General features: G+C 39.1%; 21 protein-coding genes. 18 read left to right on the top strand and 3 right to left on the bottom strand.

Features of this window, described 5'->3' with window-relative positions:
* Positions 1-26: 26 nt before the first annotated feature.
* Genes FCU45_RS00840 through FCU45_RS00800 form a run of 9 tightly spaced genes read left to right on the top strand, consistent with a single transcriptional unit; the run spans position 27 to position 9,383 of the window.
* Positions 27-1,649 carry a YcaO-like family protein gene (locus tag FCU45_RS00840; protein ID WP_137011331.1) on the top strand — a complete coding sequence of 541 codons (1,623 nt, stop codon included), beginning with the start codon at positions 27-29 and terminating at the stop codon, positions 1,647-1,649.
* The gene (locus tag FCU45_RS00835; RefSeq protein WP_137011329.1) at positions 1,646-2,071 is read left to right on the top strand and encodes a hypothetical protein; all 426 of its coding nucleotides are present in this window, start codon (positions 1,646-1,648) and stop codon (positions 2,069-2,071) included. The genes FCU45_RS00840 and FCU45_RS00835 overlap by 4 nt, the downstream gene beginning before the upstream one ends.
* Positions 2,072-2,869 (top strand): phosphotransferase, encoded by a 798-nt coding sequence (locus tag FCU45_RS00830; RefSeq protein WP_137011327.1) that lies wholly within the window; start codon positions 2,072-2,074, stop codon positions 2,867-2,869. It begins immediately after the preceding gene.
* Positions 2,866-3,864, top strand: coding sequence for an aminotransferase class I/II-fold pyridoxal phosphate-dependent enzyme (locus tag FCU45_RS00825; RefSeq protein ID WP_137011325.1), 999 nt, complete (start codon positions 2,866-2,868; stop codon positions 3,862-3,864). Before FCU45_RS00830 ends, FCU45_RS00825 begins: the two co-directional genes overlap by 4 nt.
* A gap of 60 nt (positions 3,865-3,924) precedes the next feature.
* Positions 3,925-4,956: a virulence RhuM family protein gene (locus FCU45_RS00820; RefSeq protein WP_137011323.1), complete on the top strand. Its 1,032-nt coding sequence runs from the start codon at positions 3,925-3,927 to the stop codon at positions 4,954-4,956.
* Positions 4,953-5,852: an adenosylcobinamide-phosphate synthase CbiB gene (gene cbiB / locus FCU45_RS00815; protein ID WP_137011321.1), complete on the top strand. Its 900-nt coding sequence runs from the start codon at positions 4,953-4,955 to the stop codon at positions 5,850-5,852. Before FCU45_RS00820 ends, cbiB begins: the two co-directional genes overlap by 4 nt.
* A gap of 36 nt (positions 5,853-5,888) precedes the next feature.
* Complete coding sequence (locus tag FCU45_RS00810; RefSeq protein WP_137011319.1) at positions 5,889-6,311, top strand: hypothetical protein; 423 nt, start codon at positions 5,889-5,891, stop codon at positions 6,309-6,311.
* A 23-nt stretch (positions 6,312-6,334) separates the two neighbouring features.
* The gene (locus FCU45_RS00805) at positions 6,335-7,717 is read left to right on the top strand and encodes a PhoH family protein (RefSeq protein ID WP_137011317.1); all 1,383 of its coding nucleotides are present in this window, start codon (positions 6,335-6,337) and stop codon (positions 7,715-7,717) included.
* Positions 7,707-9,383, top strand: coding sequence for an HD domain-containing protein (locus FCU45_RS00800; protein WP_246032207.1), 1,677 nt, complete (start codon positions 7,707-7,709; stop codon positions 9,381-9,383). Before FCU45_RS00805 ends, FCU45_RS00800 begins: the two co-directional genes overlap by 11 nt.
* Positions 9,384-9,643: 260 nt before the next feature.
* Here the strand turns inward: FCU45_RS00800 and FCU45_RS11865 are convergent, their stop codons facing one another.
* Positions 9,644-10,177, bottom strand: a complete 534-nt coding sequence (locus FCU45_RS11865; RefSeq protein WP_425471116.1) for a methyl-accepting chemotaxis protein — start codon at positions 10,175-10,177, stop codon at positions 9,644-9,646.
* Between the two features lie 464 nt (positions 10,178-10,641).
* Between FCU45_RS11865 and FCU45_RS00785 the strand changes: the two genes are divergently transcribed.
* Complete coding sequence (locus tag FCU45_RS00785) at positions 10,642-12,039, top strand: cobyric acid synthase (RefSeq protein ID WP_137011313.1); 1,398 nt, start codon at positions 10,642-10,644, stop codon at positions 12,037-12,039.
* 71 nt (positions 12,040-12,110) lie between these two features.
* Complete coding sequence (locus tag FCU45_RS00780; RefSeq protein ID WP_170175807.1) at positions 12,111-12,596, top strand: SHOCT domain-containing protein; 486 nt, start codon at positions 12,111-12,113, stop codon at positions 12,594-12,596.
* 56 nt (positions 12,597-12,652) lie between these two features.
* On the opposite strand, the gene FCU45_RS00775 is transcribed toward FCU45_RS00780, so the two are convergent.
* Together FCU45_RS00775 and FCU45_RS00770 are read right to left on the bottom strand one after the other, a co-directional pair.
* Positions 12,653-12,997: a HepT-like ribonuclease domain-containing protein gene (locus FCU45_RS00775; RefSeq protein ID WP_137011309.1), complete on the bottom strand. Its 345-nt coding sequence runs from the start codon at positions 12,995-12,997 to the stop codon at positions 12,653-12,655.
* Complete coding sequence (locus FCU45_RS00770; protein ID WP_137011307.1) at positions 12,990-13,286, bottom strand: nucleotidyltransferase family protein; 297 nt, start codon at positions 13,284-13,286, stop codon at positions 12,990-12,992. The genes FCU45_RS00775 and FCU45_RS00770 overlap by 8 nt, the downstream gene beginning before the upstream one ends.
* 221 nt (positions 13,287-13,507) lie before the next feature.
* On the opposite strand from FCU45_RS00770, the gene FCU45_RS11770 reads away from it, so the two are divergent.
* From FCU45_RS11770 to FCU45_RS00740, 7 genes are all read left to right on the top strand, one after another.
* Positions 13,508-13,633, top strand: a complete 126-nt coding sequence (locus FCU45_RS11770; RefSeq protein WP_281276870.1) for a hypothetical protein — start codon at positions 13,508-13,510, stop codon at positions 13,631-13,633.
* A gap of 107 nt (positions 13,634-13,740) precedes the next feature.
* Positions 13,741-14,244: a bifunctional adenosylcobinamide kinase/adenosylcobinamide-phosphate guanylyltransferase gene (locus tag FCU45_RS00765; protein WP_137011305.1), complete on the top strand. Its 504-nt coding sequence runs from the start codon at positions 13,741-13,743 to the stop codon at positions 14,242-14,244.
* Complete coding sequence (locus FCU45_RS00760) at positions 14,241-14,966, top strand: adenosylcobinamide-GDP ribazoletransferase (protein ID WP_137011303.1); 726 nt, start codon at positions 14,241-14,243, stop codon at positions 14,964-14,966. The genes FCU45_RS00765 and FCU45_RS00760 overlap by 4 nt, the downstream gene beginning before the upstream one ends.
* A complete protein-coding gene (locus tag FCU45_RS00755; protein ID WP_137011301.1) occupies positions 14,963-15,502 on the top strand; it encodes a histidine phosphatase family protein in 540 nt (179 codons plus the stop codon). Before FCU45_RS00760 ends, FCU45_RS00755 begins: the two co-directional genes overlap by 4 nt.
* Before the next feature lie 33 nt (positions 15,503-15,535).
* Positions 15,536-16,735: a P-loop NTPase family protein gene (locus tag FCU45_RS00750; RefSeq protein ID WP_137011299.1), complete on the top strand. Its 1,200-nt coding sequence runs from the start codon at positions 15,536-15,538 to the stop codon at positions 16,733-16,735.
* 14 nt (positions 16,736-16,749) lie between these two features.
* Entirely contained in the window at positions 16,750-17,628 is an 879-nt protein-coding gene (locus tag FCU45_RS00745; protein WP_137011297.1) for a mechanosensitive ion channel family protein, read from the top strand.
* Positions 17,628-18,683: a nicotinate-nucleotide--dimethylbenzimidazole phosphoribosyltransferase gene (locus FCU45_RS00740; RefSeq protein ID WP_137011295.1), complete on the top strand. Its 1,056-nt coding sequence runs from the start codon at positions 17,628-17,630 to the stop codon at positions 18,681-18,683. The genes FCU45_RS00745 and FCU45_RS00740 overlap by 1 nt, the downstream gene beginning before the upstream one ends.
* Positions 18,684-18,756 lie beyond the last annotated feature (73 nt).

The following is an 18,756-nucleotide window of genomic DNA, read 5'->3' as shown; positions in this document are numbered from 1 at the left end:
AATATTAACCCTCATACGAGCATCAAATGAACCTATTATCAAAAGAATCTCCACTCAAAGTAAGCATAGCAAAAATGAAAGCCGTGCTGGCAGATGTCGGATGTGAGACTACATTCTCACAGGAGAAACATCCGCTTGAGAATTGCTACTCGGTAAACCTTGGCTCAGTTGAAGCACCCTCACACATCTACTCAAACGGCAAAGGAGTTCTCTCGGATGCCTCAATGGCAAGCGCTTTGGGCGAGTATATCGAGCGGCTTCAGACAAACAACTTTTTTATAGATTTTTATCTTCCGAAAAAAAAACAGTATCCCGATGAGATGGCGTTTGAGTTTGGCGGCGACTACTTAAACGAGGAGCTCCTAAGCATTTATGATCCAGAGGGCGAGCTTGGGAGTGAAGATTTGGTGGATTACAACAGCGACATTACGGATAAGATTCTCTCTTTGCCCTTCAAAAAACACTCAAACGGGCAGAGCGTCTATTTTCCTATAAATATACTGAGCAACCTCTACCTCAGCAACGGTCTTGCTTCTGGAAACACTCCACAAGAAGCGCAGGTTCAGGCTCTTAGCGAGATATATGAACGCTACGCAAAAATCCAGATTATCAAAAACGGCTACGCGCTGCCGAAATTTCCGGATGAGACTTTAAAATCCCACTCCAAAGTTTACAAAGACATTACGGCACTCAGAGAGCTCGGCTACATCGTAGAGGTTCTCGACGCAACGCTTGGCGGAGTTTTTCCAGTAACCGCAATCTCTTTGATAAACCCAAAAAACTCAACACTCTTCGTCTCTTTTGGAGCACACCCCATCTTGGAAGTCTCACTAGAGAGAACAATGACCGAACTTATGCAGGGACGCTCTTTGGAAAATCTCGACACCTTTGAGACTCCTACTTTTGACATGAGCATAATTGAGGACAGTTTTAACCTTGAGTCCCACTTTGTCGACTCAAACGGAAAGCTCGGATTTGGCTTTTTAAGCGCTAAAAAGAGCTTTGAGTTTTCGCCGTGGAGATACAACGGAGATGGCACTAAGGATGAGTTTGAATTTTTAACAAACATCGCCAAAGAGATGGACAAAGAGATCTACATCAGAGAGTATGACTACCTTGGATTTTACTCATGCCAGCTTCTTATTCCGAGCATTTCAGAAGTCTATCCGATAGAGGATTTAACCTATAACAACAAAAACAGCGGCAAACTCATACGTGATATGGTTTTAAATTTTAGCGAGTATGATGCAGATGATATTTTAGACGAGGTTGATGGGCTCGACAACTCTCTAAACGTGGAAAAATATATAGGCGTTATCTTTAAAAACAACTTCACGATGGCGGAGTTTAAAGCGCATCTGTATCTTCTACAAGACAACACAGAGGCGGCTCTGGAGCTTTTAGAGTTTGGTGAGAAGAGACTTGGACATGTAGTTGCCGAGCTTATACGCATGGGTGATGAGGGGCTTGATTTTGAAGATTACAGAGAGGGGCTTTTTAATATCTTTACTCCTGAGATGGTAGAAAAAGCTGTGAGAATCCTTGAAAAAGAGGAGTTTTTCATTGATATTACTCTGCATAACGACTACTATAACATGTTAGCGATGTACGACAGACTTGAGAAGAAAAAAAGAGGTATGGCAGCATGAGTTACGGCGAGTGGTTTGAGCAGCATGCAGATAAACACAAAAAAATAGTCGATAAACTCGTCTCACGCGGATACACAAAAGAGCAGATACTAGAGTACTTTGAGTTTGAAAATATGGTGAAAGCGGAGAGTGATTTTTGCCCTTTATATAAGGATAACAAAAAGTGCCATGATATGGGGGAGCTGAACTGTTACCTCTGCGCCTGCCCAAAATTTAGATTTGACGACAAGGGCATAGAAAAAGTAGATAACAAAACCAAATACAGCTTCTGCGCAATAGAGTCAAAAGACGGCGAGCAGGGAGTCTATGGCGACAAGATACATCAGAACTGCTCAAAATGCACCGTACCGCACCATAAAGAGTATGTCCAAAAGAAGTTTGACCTTGATTTCAGAGAGATTATGAGAGAGTGTTCTTTGTAAATGGGCGTTAAAACTCTCATCACCCTGAGCGAACTGAACAGACTCTTTGCATCTTACGAGTTTACAGAGCTTGTTGCGACAACTTCGGGGATTATCGATACGACCTACATAGTTTCTACATCCAAAAACCAATATATCCTAAAAAAGTACGAAAGAGAGCTCTCAAACAAGATAGTTGAGGAGATAAGAGTTTTAGGCGAACTCAAATCAATAGGGCTAAATGTTCCTCTGTGCATCGCCAAAAGCTCTGAATGGTACCTCTACGAAAAACTCCAAGGTTCTCAGCCAAAGAGCGTAAAAAGCTTCCATATTCAGGCATTGGCAAGATTTTTGGCAAGATTTCACAAACATACCTACAAAAAGAGCTGTTCATCAAACCTCATAGACAAAGATGAGATAAACTCACTGCTAAACTACGCAAAAAGAAACTATTTTTCTTACTACAAAAAGCTTGAATTTTTAAAAAACTATGCGCCAAAAAATGACGGGCTTATCCACGGAGACATCTTCAAAGACAACACTGTTTTTGAGGGTAGAAAAGTCGGTGTTTTTGATTTTATAGACTCGACATGCGGAAGTTTTGCTTTTGATGTTGCGGTTACCCTTGTGGGGTTTGAGTCGCTAAGGCACACGCCATATTTTTTAAATCTTTTTTTAAACACATACAATCAACATGCTCCACGAAAACTAAACAAAAAAAATGTCGCAACAGAGCTTGAGAGAGCCTCTGCATTTTATGCGCTCAAGAGAATCAACAGCTATAAAAACACACAAAAAGCAAAAGAGTTAATCAGATGAAACACGGTGCAAACATATACAAATACGCAAAAATGCTCTCATGCGCAGATGAGGAGATTATAGACTTCTCATCAAACATAAACAGCTATCACCCAAAAATAAAACTAAAACCCACTAACGAGATGTTAGTCAAATATGCCGATAACAGTTATCTTGATTTAAAAAAAGCAATCGCCAAAAAATACGAGATAAAAAAGAGCTCCATTGCACTCTATAACGGTGCAACTTCTGCCATTTTTGAACTCTTTAAAACTCTAAGGGAGAAGAGAGTCTATCTCTATGCGCCTCTTTATGGCGAGTATGAAAAAGCGGTGCCAAAAGAGAAAAAAATCATTAAAATCAACCGTTTTAAAAACTTACATCTGAAACCGCAAAAAGGCTCTATCGTTGTCTTTGTAAACCCCTCTACTCCGGATGCAAAATATTACAATCTGGATAAACTTTTCAGACTCTGGAAGAAGCAAAACTGCACAATAATCCTGGATGAATCATTCATAGAGTTTGAAGGGCTGAAATCTTTGAGAAACCAAACAGAGAGTTACGAGAAGCTCTACATCATACAATCTTTCTCCAAATTTTACAGCTGTGCGGGGGTAAGGATAGGCGCGGTTTTCTCCAATAAAGAGAACGTAAAGGAGCTGCTGACTCCCATGTGGAACCTCTCATCTTTTGATGTGGAATTTTTAACCAAAAGGCTTCAAGAGAGGGAGTTTGAGCCCAGAAGTAAAAAGCTACATGTAAAAAATAAAAATGAACTTTTTGAGATACTAAAAGAGTCTAACCTTTTTACTAAAATACACAAGAGCGACTCCAATTTTTTTCTTACAAAATCAAAGAGGGCAAAAGAGATTTTCGCGCATCTTTTAAAACACAAAATTTTGGTTAGAACTTGCGGAAGTTTTGACTTTTTGGATGAGAGCTATCTCCGTTTTGCGGTCAAAGAGAGCTACTCGCACAACAAACTGAGAGAGGCTTTAAATGGCATATTGCAATAAAAATTATACAAAGATTTTCTTTTTGCTAAAATATATCGATAAAAGCCTGAAGGATTTTGCATGAATCAAAACAAAACACTTACAACACAAGATGAACTAACTGAATTTTTACTCTACACAACGCCCAACAGTGAAGTGAAAGTCGAAATTTTTGTAAACAACGAAACTGTATGGCTGCCACAAAAAAGAATGGCTGAGCTTTTTGGAGTTAATGTTCCTGCTATCTCTAAACATTTAAACAATATTTATGAAGATGGTGAATTAGACAAAGAGGCAACTATTTCCATTTTGGAAACAGTTCAAAAAGAAGGGAATAGAAGTGTCAAAAGGGAGGTCGAATATTATAACCTTGATGCAATCCTCTCTGTAGGCTATCGTGTAAATTCCTCACAGGCTACACAGTTTAGAATCTGGGCAACAAAAGTATTAAAAGAGTACATCATCAAAGGTTTTGCCATGGATGATGAGAGGCTAAAAAACGGCAGATACTTTGGCAAAGACTACTTCAAAGAGCTGCTTGAACGTGTTCGCTCCATCCGTGCAAGTGAAAGAAGAATTTACCAACAGATTACCGATATCTTTGCAGAGTGCAGTATTGACTATAACTCTAAATCAGAAACTACAAAAAACTTTTACGCAACTATACAAAACAAATTTCACTTTGCCATAAGCGGACAGACTGCTGCGGAAATCATTTACCAAAATGCCGATAAAACAAAACCTTTTATGGGCTTACAAACCTTTAAAAACTCACCGGATGGAAGAGTTTTAAAGTCAGATACAACCGTAGCTAAAAACTATCTCAGCGAAGAGGAAATTAAAAAGCTAGAACGTGCAGTATCTGGCTACTTTGACTACATAGAAAGGCTTATAGAAAATAAAACTGCCCTTACTATGGAACAACTTGCAGACTCTGTAAATAAGTTTTTGGAATTTAACGAATACCAAGTACTCCAAAACAGCGGTAAAGTCTCTAAAACAGAAGCTGAATTAAAAGCATTTGCAGAGTATGATGAGTTTAACAAAACACAAAAAATAGAATCTGATTTTGATAGGGAAATAAAGAAGATTTTAGGAGAATATCAGGTATGAGCAATATTTTAGTTGCCGCTCTTGCCTACATCACAGACAAACTCTTTGGTGAGTTCAGATTTATAAAACACCCGATAATCTTTATAGGTGAGCTTATTGGCATTTTTGAGAGCAGGTTTTACAAAGATAGCGTTATGCGCGGTTTGTTGCTTGTTATGTTTGTTTTACTTCTCGTTACTCTCGCCTCACTTCTGCTTTGCTCTTTTTTTGGATGGTTTGGCACGCCTCTAAATACCATCCTGACCTCTCTTACAGCTTCTATGTTTTTAGCGCACAGGATGCTTTTTGATTCAGTGAAAAACATTCTTACATGTAAGAATAAAAAAGAGGCGATCTCTATGCTTGTCAGCCGTGATACAGTGCATTTAAGCGAGAGCGACATCTACAAAGCCTCTATCGAGACTTATGCCGAAAATCTGAGTGACGGAGTTATTGCACCTCTTTTTTATCTTACTCTTTTTGGACTCCCTGGTATTATCATCTACAAAGCCATAAATACCATGGATTCTATGGTCGGCTACAGGAATGAGAAGTACGAGAAATACGGAAAAGCTGCGGCATATTTGGATGACGCGGCAAACTTCATTCCATCGAGAATAACCGCTGTTTTGATTATGCTTCTTGGCGGAGTAAAAAATATCTTCTCTTTCTACAAAGACGGCAAAAAACATGACTCTCCAAATGCCGGACACCCCATAACCGCGATGGCTCTTTTTTTACATGTAAGACTCGGCGGACCTACTAGCTATTTTGGCAAAATAAAAGAAAAACCATACTTTGGAGGCGGTGCGCTTGACATAAAAGCGGATGATTTACAAAAAGCTCTCTCTCTAAAACCAAAAATAGATTTTGCAATTATTCTCACTTTGGCTTTACTTTATTTTTTTATAGGATAAAATTTAAGTTTAAAGAGTACAAAGAGGAAAGAAAGTATGAGTTATATTGAGTGGTTTGAACAGCACGCCAAAAAACATAAAAAGATAGTTGAGAAACTTGTAGCGCAAGGCTTAAGCGAAGATGAGATCATAGACTATTTTGATTTTGAGAATATGGTAAAAGAGGAGAATGAGTTCTGCCCGCTCTACAAAGAGCCTGTGAAGTGCCACGACATTGAGAAACTAAACTGCTACCTCTGCGGATGTCCGCACTTTAGGTTTAACGATGATGGGCTTGGAGAATACAACGGAGCAAAGATTCTCAGTAAGTGCGACATAAACAACGGCTCTAAGCTTGCAGCCGGCGGAGCGATCCATCAGGACTGCTCAAAATGCACAGTTCCACACCACAGAGCCTATGTAAAAAAGAAGTTTGACCTTGATTGGAAAAAGATCATGAGTAAAGTAACCGCTATGTAACAAATATCTCATACCATTTTAAGATGAAAAAAGAAAAAGTTTATGTCGTAGACACAAATATTATTTTGCAAAATGTGCAAAATATAGAGACTCTTAGCGATCAAGGTTCTAACATAGTCGTGATACCGGAGACGGTACTGCTTGAACTTGAAGATAAAAAGAAACTCTCAAATGAACTCGGTTACTACTCAAGAGAGTTTGCCAGATTTCTAGCCTCCACTAAGATTAAAGAGATAGATTATAAGAAAAATTACAAGGTTGTAAAACTCTACAAAGGTGACGTAGTCATTCACGTCATCTCCAAGGATAGCTACGACACTCAGATAGAACAGCACCACATCTCCGAGAGCAACGACAAAAGGATCATAGAGGTTGCCGAGGTTGCGAGGGATTACTACAAAGGACAAAAGGTCATTTTTATCTCTATCGACATCTATGCACGAACATTCGCACTCTTTAAAAACATCAAAACCCAAACGCTCAATGACGACAAAAGCGAAGTTCCAGACTTCTCTTTTGTAAAAAGCACGCCGCTTGAGTCTATCTACTTTAACAAGCTCAATCTTCAAAGTATCAAAGAGATTGACGACGGATACAAGCCGGAGAATTTTTGCTACACATTTGAATCTAGCGACGGAAACAGCGCATACGGCATTGTGGCAAATGGGCGCGTGATGGTTATGGATGAGAGCGATTTTCACCCTCTTGCCGTAAAACCGGCAAACATGAAGCAGAAATTTTTTGTCAAAGCCATTATCGAAAATGTTTATAATCTGCTTGTAATTGACGCCAAAGCTGGAAGCGGAAAAACGCTTATGTCTTTTGTGGCGGCAATGAGACTCATAGACAAAGGGCTTTACGACAAAATAGTTTATGTGCGAAACTCCATAGAATCTATAGACAGAGGAGCAGAAGTTGGTTTCTTATCAGGCAATGACGAGAAGTTCCGCATCTATAATATGGCACTGAGTGACACCTTAGAGTTTATTGCCAAAAAAAGACTCAAGAAGGGAGTAAACGCAGAAAATCCCGAATCTATTCACTCTAAAACAGAAGAGCTTATTGCAAAGTATGACATCCAAACACTCTGGCCTGGAGAGGCACGAGGAAGGACTCTAAGCGAGGCTATCGTTATCATGGATGAGTGGCAAAACAGCAGCGAAAAGACGACACAGCTTATCCTCTCACGACTTGATGAGAGCTGTATGGCAATCGTTATCGGCTCTAACAGGCAGATAGACAACCTTTACTTAAACAAATACAATAACGGCTTGACAACTCTTCTAAAACAGACAAGAGCGACACATCCAGAGCTTGGCATGTTTGCCATAGAGCTTGAAAAAGCAGTGCGCGGAAAGTTTGCAGAGTTTAGCGAACGAATATTTGAAAAGTCTAATGACAAATAGATTTATCAACGATACGATTTACAGTCACATTGAGTATACAAAGCTTGAAGGCAAAGTCCTTCAAACCAAGATTTTAAGCCGTCTGCAGTTTATAACGCAAAATGCGCTTGCCTACTTTGCTTTTCCCTCCATCAACACCAAAAGATATATCCACAGCTTAGGGACAATGCACCTTGCTTCTCACATGTACAAAGGAGCGCTTTTAAATGCAAATAGCGATGTTCGCTCCATCTTTTTAAAAGATTTGTACAAAGTTATCTTAAAAATCGAAGACGAACTCTCCATAAAAAGCAAGATAAAAAGTTGTGAACTCTTTGAAGATGATACACTCTACCAGTTTCTTATCCCACTAAAAAACTCCAAAGAGAAGTACGCCTATCTTATCTCACTCCAAGCACTCCGGCTTGTAGGACTCTTGCATGACGCTGGGCATCTGCCATTTTCACATCAAAGCGAGTATGCTATGCAGAGCCTTTATGAGAAGCTATCACTCCAAGAAGTTTGCAACGCCAAAGAGCAGAAATTTTTGGATTTTTATGAAAAACTGATAAACAAAAATGCTCAAGTGCTTCACGAAGCTATGGGCGTAGAGTTTGCAAAAATGCTTCTTGATTATGAGATACTCCAAGACTTTACCAAAGAGAACGAAAGAGAGTATATCGTGCTTATCTACAGAGTGGTTGACTACATCCTTCAAGATGCCTCATTCGGTGGATTTGATTTTGGCGTGCTGCACTCTTTTATTGACGCAACCATTGACGCTGACAGGCTTGATTACATCAACCGCGATATGCTTGCAAGCGGCTACATCGGCGGGGCGGTTGACTTGTTGCGCATAGCAAAACAGAGTGTTTTAAGCCATAAAAACCAAGAATTCAGGGTTAGTTTTTTTGACAGTGCCATTTTAGATATAGAACATGTGCTAGAGATGCGTTTTAACCTATACAAAAAGGTGATTTTTAACCATGAGATAGCAAAAAAAGATGCCATGCTTGAAAATCTTATCCTCTATCTTGCAGAGGAGCACTTTAGAAAAAAAACAAAAGCCAAACGAAATGACATCTCCATGCTGTGGAGTTTTTTGGATGCCGCATCTAACCAAAAAAGGCTTGACACTATTAGCCTACTTGATGAAAACTGGCTTATCTCACTCTTTAAAGAGGAGTATTTTATGCTTAAATACTCAAAAGAAAAAGAGACACAAAAGATGCTTATGATTTTTGAAGAGGTGCTCTTTGGCAAAAAATATTTTCACTCTCTTTGGAAAAATCTCAATGATTTTTATGATGTTTTAGGCTTTAGCATGAAACAAAAATATCAGTTTCGTGAGAGTTTTGGCTACATCAACAAAGCAAAACTCTCACTTCTTAGAAATTCACTCCAAAACTTTGTATCGCACTATGAAAAGGGCAAAAATATCGCTTTTGCCTATCAAATCGTCTCTTTTAACCTCGGTATGGCAAAAGATTTTTCTCTCTATAACGGTAAAAATCTTATCCCTATCGACGAAGTCTCAACTCTTAGAAAAAGACTTAAAAAGTCGATGCTAAACACCGTTGCGTTTTTTCTCTACTGCAACAAACAAGAGTTGAGTGCGCAGATGATAGAGAGCCTAAGAGAGATTTTAATTTTAGTTTTTGAGAAAAATATGGAGTGGAAGCAGTAAAATAACTTTTACTTAATGTCTACTGCTTCTCTCCTCTTTTAACATTGCATCCAAAATATCTATTACGGTATTACTTGCTTTTTCAGCCTCGCTAAAATAGCTCATAACATTTTTTGACTCTTTCGTACAGGTGCCGTTCTCTACACACTCTACGGCTTTTTTGATGTTGTCGTGAACAAGCGAGTGCGGTGTCTCAAGTTTTGCATAACTTTGAGTTTTACTAAACTTCTCTCTGCCTATGCCGCTCTCATACCATCTTCCTAGGCGGCACTCTTTTGAGAGACAAACTCAGTATCTGTCTCCCCTTTAAAGACCACTTTATAACCGTTGGCCTTGAAAAGAAGATGGTCTAGTTTTACCAAGATCATAAATATCGCATTTGTAACATCTTGGTTCTCCTCAGCAATAACCTTAGAACTGTCACGCAGAGTGCTGATCTTATGCTGAAGTGATCCTATCTGCTCATTGGAGTTTACAGAGAGCTCCTCCATTGACTTGGAGTGTTCGTGAACCTCCTGAGTGTTTTGCTTGAGGCTTTGAACTGTTATCTCAACTTCAGCCGTTGCCTTTTGGGTTCTCTCTGCAAGCTTTCTTACCTCATCGGCAACAACGGCAAACCCTCTTCCATGCTCACCGGCTCGTGCCGCTTCGATCGCTGCATTTAGGGCAAGAAGATTTGTCTGATCGCTTATATCTCTTATAAGATTTATCACATCTGAGATATTCTCGACATTTGTATTTAGCGTGTTTACCTGATCGTACGTACTTGTGATGTGCTCAAGTAGAGAGCTCATAGTCGCCATCAATGTATTTGTGTTTAAAAGCGACTCTTCAGCGCTCTCAGAATTGAGATGGCTTCTTTTGTCTATATCTTCAAGCGCCTTTAAGTTGTCGGTCAAATCTGTTTGAAGATGTGCCATATCTGCGGTACAAGCCTGCGTCAAGCTTGCGGTCAAGGATTTGATAAGCTCGCTCATTATCTGATTCTCATCTACCCTATTGACGCTTTGCTCAAACTCTCTTATTTTTGCATTCGCCTCTTCAAGCTCATTTTTAAGAGCCTCTATCACTTTGTCCTTAGCATCTAACTCTACCCTGCTTTTATCGCTTTTACCAAAGAACATTCACAACCTTTGTATTGTTTTTTATTTGTTTATAGATAGTACACTTCTTTTCTTAAACAGCTTATTAAATGGATCCAAAGTATGTTTTTTTAGATAAAATAGGACTCTTATAAAACTTCACTAAAAGCAATAAAATGAACTCACTAAGTATCTTCGGCACAAGCAGCGACGCGGGAAAATCTACCCTCAGTTTTGCACTTACATATCTTCTGCACCATAGAGGCATCAGCGTAGCTCCTTTTAAAGCCCAAAACGTCTCAAACAATTCGCATGTAACGGATAACGGGGGCGAGATAGCAATCCCTCAGCACTTTGCGGCAGAGGCAATAGGGCTAAAAACCACCACAAACATGAACCCTGTTTTGCTAAAGTCGGGCACAAAAAACAGTGCGCATCTCATAATCAACGGCAAAAGCGTGGGTGAGAAAGATGTGCATGCATATTACCGTGACATAAAAACACTCCAACCCATCGTAAAAGAGGCATTTTTAAAGCTCAAAGATGAGTATGACGTCATTGTAGCCGAGGGAGCGGGGAGTCCTGTTGAGCTTAACCTCATGGATAAAGACCTCTCAAATATCTATGTGGCAAGTGAGTTCAATACAAAGATAATCTTAGTCGCTGACATAGAACGCGGCGGAGTTTTTGCATCTATTTACGGAGTTTATAAACTGCTTCCAAAAAAACTGCGTGAAAATGTTATCGGAGTAATCGTAAATAAATTTCGAGGCGACATAACTCTTTTTGATGAGGGCAGAGTTATCATAGAGAAGAAGTTCGGCATAAAAGTTTTGGGCGTTGTGCCATACAAACCGTTCAACCTCGGTTTTGAAGACAGCCAATCTATAATGAACTATGTTCAGGACAATTCAAAAGCCAAAATCAACGTAGGCGTTATAAAACTCCCGCACATCAGCAACTTTACAGACTTTGAACCGCTTGTTGCAGACCGTGAAGTTGCACTCTCTTTTATCTCAAATCCCGCCGAGGCTTCTGTATGTGACTTGATCGTTCTGCCGGGAAGCAAAAGAGTCGTGGATGATTTGGCGTGGCTGCGAGAAAGAGGCTTTGAGGAGATTTTAAGCTCAACAAAACAAAAAATAGTCGCCATCTGCGGCGGTTACGAGATGATGTTTGAGCGTATTTTAGACCCTAAGTGCGTGGAGTCCAAACAAAAGGAGACAATCGGTTTTGGACGCATAAAAGGCGATGTAGTTTTTGGCAAAGAGAAGATCGTCAAAAAGGGGTGCTACTATCTTTTTGGCTCAATGATAGATGGCTACGAGATACATAACGGAGTTGCTAAAAAAAGGGTTGTAAAGAAGAAAAATCTATACGCCACTTTTGTGCACGGTATCTTTGAGAACGATGAATTCCGCTACAGACTCTTTTGTAAAATAGACAAGAGCTATGAGGGATACGACTTTAAAGAGTACAAAGCAAAAGCTATAGATGAGTTTGCCGAGCATATAAATCTACATGTAGATATTGATTTTATACAAAAGGCACTCACTGTAAAAAACTTGGTTTAAATTTATGCTTTATGCTAAACTACATGTATAAAAATTCTGAACTAATAAAAAGGCAAAAAATGGCAAATGATATGAAAAATGCGGGAGCGGCTACGCTATTTGCGGCGGGGATACAAACAGGCGGGTTTGGGGCTAGATTATTTGGGTATTTTTTGTTTTTCATTCCTGCTTCTTTATTATATATTTTTGTTATTTTTATTCCCTCAAAAGGCTTTGGTGGCATTCTAGATTTTTCCAAAAACCCTCCTGAAAATATCATAACTATTACGCTTGCAATAATTGCTATTTCTGCGCCAGTTATTCTACCTTTTGTCCTCTGGGAGAGAAGCATAAGAAAATTCCGTCGCAAGAATGGGCTTAGCATTTATAAGAATGTCAGGGAAGAGCTAGAGCAGATAGAGTTTAATAAAGAATATGCCAAGGAAGCTAAAGCTAGAGAGGCTTTTGAGACTAGTAAGTCAAGCGATAAAATGAATATTAATTATTGGTTTGAGCTTTTGCAAAAGGGAGCGATTACGCAAGATGAGTATGAAGCTAAAAAGCGAGAGCTGCTTTAACTAGCGGTTCTTTACACTAATAGATAAGGTGACAACCATAACTTGATAATTGTCGATTAGCTTTTATATATTTTATCCACTGTTTGCCAAAACTGCTCAAAATCCTCGCCTAGCGTATCCCACAGGACTTTATCATCCAAACCAAAATAGTGATGAGTTAATACATCTCTCATTTTAGCGATTTCGCTCCATGGAATGTTTGAATAGTTTTTGGTAATCTCTTTTGGAAGCTGTTTTACTGCTTCGCCTATATTTTCAAAGGCTTTTGCCACGGCATAAACTTTTTCCAAATTTTCCGTGAACTCTTCGTATGTTACGCCGTTTGTAAACTTTTTGATATTTTCACACTCTTGTAAAATATCTTTTGCATACAGCTTCCAATCTCTATTGGTACTAAACATATATGACATCTTTTGATATGTAGCTTTTTAACGACTCTTTTATTGTAGCTTCTCTTACAAGGTCAACTTTTGCATGGAAATTTTCTTCAAGATATTTATTTAATTTTAAATACGCAAACATTGAAAACTTTTTATCTTTATCTATCTCATAAATAATATCAACATCGCTGCTTTTGGTTGGCTCGCCTCTTGCGTATGAGCCAAATAGTCCTATTTTACTTATACCAAATTGCTCATGAAGGAATTGTTTTTTGTTTTTTAAATAATCTAAAATCTGTTCTTTATTCATACAAGCCCCCCATAAATTTTTTTCATTATAGCAAAATGTTATTGAAAAATCTCCTCATCCTAGTTGAGAACGTAAACTGCAATAAAAGATAAAAATTGTCTTAATTAAAAACAGTACTTTAAAAACCGTTAGAAGCTTAAAAGTTAAATAGGATAAAATTTGTCTGATTTAAAAATACTAGAGGGTAAGGCTCTCTTAACAAAGGACAGACAATGAAAACATTGATTTTATTAATCGGATTAACACTAGGTGCTCTTCAAGCTGACAATATCGTAACTTACGATACAAACAACGGTGGCAATACTGATAGCATCAAGACAAATCACCCTACTCAAGACCTTTACTAAGGCTTGAATTTACGCCTCATCCACTCTTGGATGGGGCTTTTTTAATTTTATAACACAAATCTCTCCACAAAACCTCACTTTTTCATTTCATTAGATAAAATTTCAAGATGAAAACTAAAAAAGCACTCTTTATCGGCGGCATCAAAAGCGGAAAATCTCTAAATGCAGAAATATACACACTTAAAAACTCTTTAAAAAAACCAATCTATCTGGCAACTACAGAGTTTATTGACGATGAGATGCAAAAGCGCATCGACGCTCACAAACTCCAAAGAAGCGCTCAGTTTGAAACTCTTGAAGAGCCTCTCAAACTTTATAACGCAATAACTAAGTGTGATAGCTCTGTTTTAATTGAGTGTGTTAGTATCTGGATAAACAATATGCTCTACCACGGATTTGGGTTTGATGAGATGAAAAGAGAGTTGGAAGCTGTTTTAGCGCTTGATAAAACGGTCGTCTTTGTTTTAAATGATGTCGGGTGCGGGATAATTCCAGAAAACAGGCTTGCACGTGAGTTTATAGATATAAGCGGGAAATTATCTCAGCTTATTGCAGCTTCTTGCGACGAGGTCTATCATACGATAGCAGGCATATCAATGAGAATAAAATGAGAAATATCTTTAAAGGTCTTGCCCTTGCGATCTCAATGTTAACAACTCTTCCTTTTTTTAAAATTCACGATTTTTACAAAGGCATAAACGGCTACGCAGTTATGTTCTACCCGTTTGTCGGCTTCTTGCTGGGCGCTGTGTTATGGGGAGTGCATGAATTTTTAAATCCGTTTGTAACATCAACTCATCTTGGCATTATCATCTTTGCTCTCTTAGTTCTGCTAACTGGTGCTCTTCATCTTGACGGTTTTAGCGACACGGTGGATGGACTTTATGTTCCAAAAGAGAGAGCCTTGGAGGTTATGAAAGATTCGCATGTCGGCGGAATGGGGATGATAACAGGTGTCACTTTTCTCATTTTAAAAGCCTCATCCTTGGCATACTTTGAACTCTTCTATCTTCTGCCGCTTGTTCTTATGCTCTCAAGACTAAACGCTGTTTTGGCAATCTACTTCTACCCTTACATAAGCCAAAGCGGGATGGGAACTCTGGCGAAAGAGGAGCTTACAAAACCGCAGATGCTCATCACACTCTTCTGCTCGTTCTTGATAGTTCTGATATATAACAAACTCCTTCTGCTTGTTAGCGCACTGTTAGTTTTGTTTGTTATAAAAAGCTTTTTTATTAAGAGGTACGGCGGATTTACAGGCGATATTTACGGTTTTACGATCGAAGTGACAGAGCTTGTCTTGCTAAATGTTCTTCTTCTTGGCTTATTATGAGAGTAACTCTACTCCGACACGCAGAGGTTGAAGAGAGATACAAAAACTGCTATAACGGACACATAGATATAGGCTTATCAGAAAATGGCTATCTTCAAGCAAGAGAACTCGCAAAAGAGCTTGACACATTGAAGTTTGATGCGGTTTTCTGCTCAGACCTCAGACGTGCGAAAGAGACGCTGCGACACTCTTTACACGCCCAAGATGCAAACTATACGGAGAAACTAAGAGAGAAGTCGTGGGGAGTGCACGAGGGACTTAGCTTTGATGAGATCATCGCAGAGGGCAAAGTAGCGTATATAGACTTTTTACAGTGGATAGAAGCACTTGATGGAGAGGCGCACGAAGAGTATGTAAAAAGAGTTGAAGAGTTTTTTTTCGAGTTTTTGCCTTCACTTAAAAAAGAGGATATCTTGGTCGTTACCCATGCGGGAGTTATCCGCGTTTTGCTCTCTCTTATAAACGGCATAACGCTTGAAGAGGCTTTTGGCATAAAAATTGAGAACGGTTCGCTAACAAGAGTTGAAATATGCTAAAATAAACCAAGATTTGAGAAACAAGGCCGAAAAATGGGTTCTATTTTAGAATTTTTAAAAAATAGGTTTGAGCAGTTAAAAAAGGCTCTGGGCATAGTAGACAAAAAAGCACCTATCTCCTTTGAGCTCTCCGAATTTATGCAAGAGACAGAATCCGCACTTCAAGAACTTCCAAAAACCCACAAAAAACTCTATGAATTTGCTCCTGCAGGAGCTAACTTTTTTGTAAACAGACTTCAAGAGCTTCAAAAACTTGAGAACTCTTTTACAAACTGGACGAAAAACCGTTTTGTTACCTGTGCGATTGTCGGGGAGAAAGGGTGTGGAGTAACATCTATGCTTGATGCTTTTTTAGACACGATCCCGCAAACAGAGACTATTAGAGGCGAGCTTCACGAGAAGATATTTACCCAAGATGAGTACTTCAACTACTTCAACTCTCTCTTAGGCAGTGACAATATCACTACTAACAAAGAGCTGATCGATCATCTAAACGATACCCAAAGCGCAAAGATAATCATTTTAGAGAACCTTCACCATATGTTTTTGAAAAAAGTAGGCGGATTTGAGGCTATAAAAATGCTATTTGAGCTTATCTCATACACTACTAAAAAAGTGCTCTGGGTAGGTGTATTCACACCTGAAACATGGAGCTATCTTGACAAAACAATCTCAATATCAAACTACTTTACAAGCGAGATAGTAATGGAGCCGCTCAGCCAAGAGAGTATACAAGGGATAATCTCTAAACGAAATGAGTATGAAAATCTAAAAACTGAGTTTCTCAAAAAAGAAGAGAGCCTAAAAAGTACGACTTTTGAAAGACTTGAAGATGATGAAAAACAGACATTTTTGAGTGAGAGGTTTTTTAAGCAGCTGCACAAACTCTCAAACGGAAATATCTCTCTTGCTATGCTCTACTGGATTCGCGCAATAGAGAAGATCGATGAAGGCGTTGTTTATGTAAAAGGAATTGACGATCTTGATTACTCTTTTATCAAAACCCTATCCTATGAAGCCCTCTTTGCACTTCAAGCACTCATGCTTCATGACGGACTTACTTTGCATGACTTCTCTATCGTTATGAATGAACCGCCTGAAGAGTGCCGCAAGATGCTTATGCCTATGCTTGAGAAGGGGTTGCTGATACAGCCGCACAAAAAATACAACATAAATCCTGCCATTTACAAGCATCTGCACGATTATCTCTCATCTAAAAATTATATCCACTAAAACGGAGCGCCGATATGAAACTTATAACTCTATTTCTTTTTACTTTTTGTGCACAGATGCTATTTGCGGTTGATATACTGCCCGATGATGTCTCATCTAAAGTTGACCCTATAGATTTTTTTGTAATATTTTCTCTCTCTAAAATTCTTTGGACGCTGCTCTTTTTTGTTATTGCTTATATATTTATTACTCTCTTGACAAAAGTGTTGGAATTTTTTGCAGAGAAGAGCGCAAAAGCAAGAATACCCATAAAAGGGTTTGTTCCTATCCTTAGAATCGCCCTTTGGACGCTCTTTATAATAGCGATCATAAAAATAATATACAACCCTCCAAAAGAGATGCTTCTCACAACCCTTGCTTCCGTAGCGATTGCAGTCGGTTTTGCAACTCAGGATCTGCTGAAAAACATTTTCGGAGGAATCATGCTTCTTTTTGACCGCCCTTTTAAAGTTGGAGATAAGATCGAGGTGGGTGATAACTACGGCGAGGTTATAAATATCGGACTTCGCGCGACACGCATTGTAACACCCGATGATTCAATGGTTGTAGTTCCAAATATGGAGCTTATGAACACGCACGTATCAAACTCCAACTCAGGCGAACTCTACTGTCAAGTAGTTGCAAAAGTTATGCTCCCCATAGATGCACCTATGGACAGGATCCGTAAAATCGCCATTGAAGCGGCGCAAGTCTCAAGATATGTCTATCTTAATGAACCTATTGTCGTGCTTTTTTCAAATAAGATGAATGAGAACAGGTCATATCTGGAGATGAAACTAAAAGCTTATGTTATGGATATACGCTATGAGTTTAAATTTAAAAGCGATATGACGGAGATAGTTATAAAAGAGCTGCTCTCTCAAGGCATTATCAATAAGGATGATCTGAACTGATGAACACGTACAACATATTTACAAACGAACCGGACACACTTCCAGAGGGCAAAGCGGACTTTTTATTAGCTGCCTCTGTTACAAGGACCTGCGAAATAGAGGGGATAACGCAAGCGGGGATTCCTGGTATGATTCCACTCACTCCCACACTTGATGCGGAGTTTATCATCAACCAGAGAGTTTTCTCTTTGGACGAAATTGCAGAGACTCCAACAGGCGTGCCTACTCCTGCAATTATTACAAGAGCCGTTCATAATCTCGCACCCTTTAGTTCTATAGAGATATTAGATTTGGGGCTTAGCAAAACTCCTCAAAATTCTCTGTGCCACGACTTTGATATTTCACCATCAGGCTCCATTTCAGGGGGAGCGGACATAGATGCAAGAGCTGTTTTTGAAAAAGGTTTAAAAGCGGGAGAGCGTTACGAACTAAAAGGAAACTATCTTATTTTGGGAGAGAGCACTCCAGGCGGAACGACGACTGCCTCCGCAACTGCCGCTGCACTCGGTTATGATTGCAGAGATAAATTTTCTTCAAGCTTTTGCAATGTGCCTAATAACATAAGAGACGAGACGATAAACAAGGCGCTATCACTTATAAACGACGAGATGAGCAACTTTGAGAAGCTCTCGCATGTAAGTGACAACATGCTTCTGTTTTGCGCCGGTTTTATTATGAGTGCTTCAAGAAGATTTCATGTGGTTCTAGGAGGCGGAACACAGATGGCGGCATGTCTGCTTATAGCCGACAAACTCAGAGAAGATGTTTTGATGAGAGTAAAGCATGAAAATATCACTATTGCTACTACCTCATGGGTAGCAAAGGACGAAAACTCCGATATAGCTCATATACTATCGCTTCTTAGCTACAAACCGCACGCGGTATATACAACCTTTTCATTTGAAAAAGCAACCATTCCTGTACTTAAAAAATATGATGAGGGAGAAGCGAAAGAGGGTGTGGGCGCTGGAGCCGCCATGGCATATGCAGCTTCAACAAACATAGAGAAAAGCCAACTTTTAGAGGAGATTGAGTACATTATTTACTCTATATAGGTATCACACAAGTATCACAAAAATAAAATATGCTACAATACATATAATTTCTATTTGCTTCGGCAGATTAAGG

The sequence above is a fragment of the Sulfurimonas crateris genome, from assembly GCF_005217605.1.
GTDB lineage: Bacteria > Campylobacterota > Campylobacteria > Campylobacterales > Sulfurimonadaceae > Sulfurimonas > Sulfurimonas crateris.
This window is presented reverse-complemented; position numbering and strand designations above follow the sequence as displayed.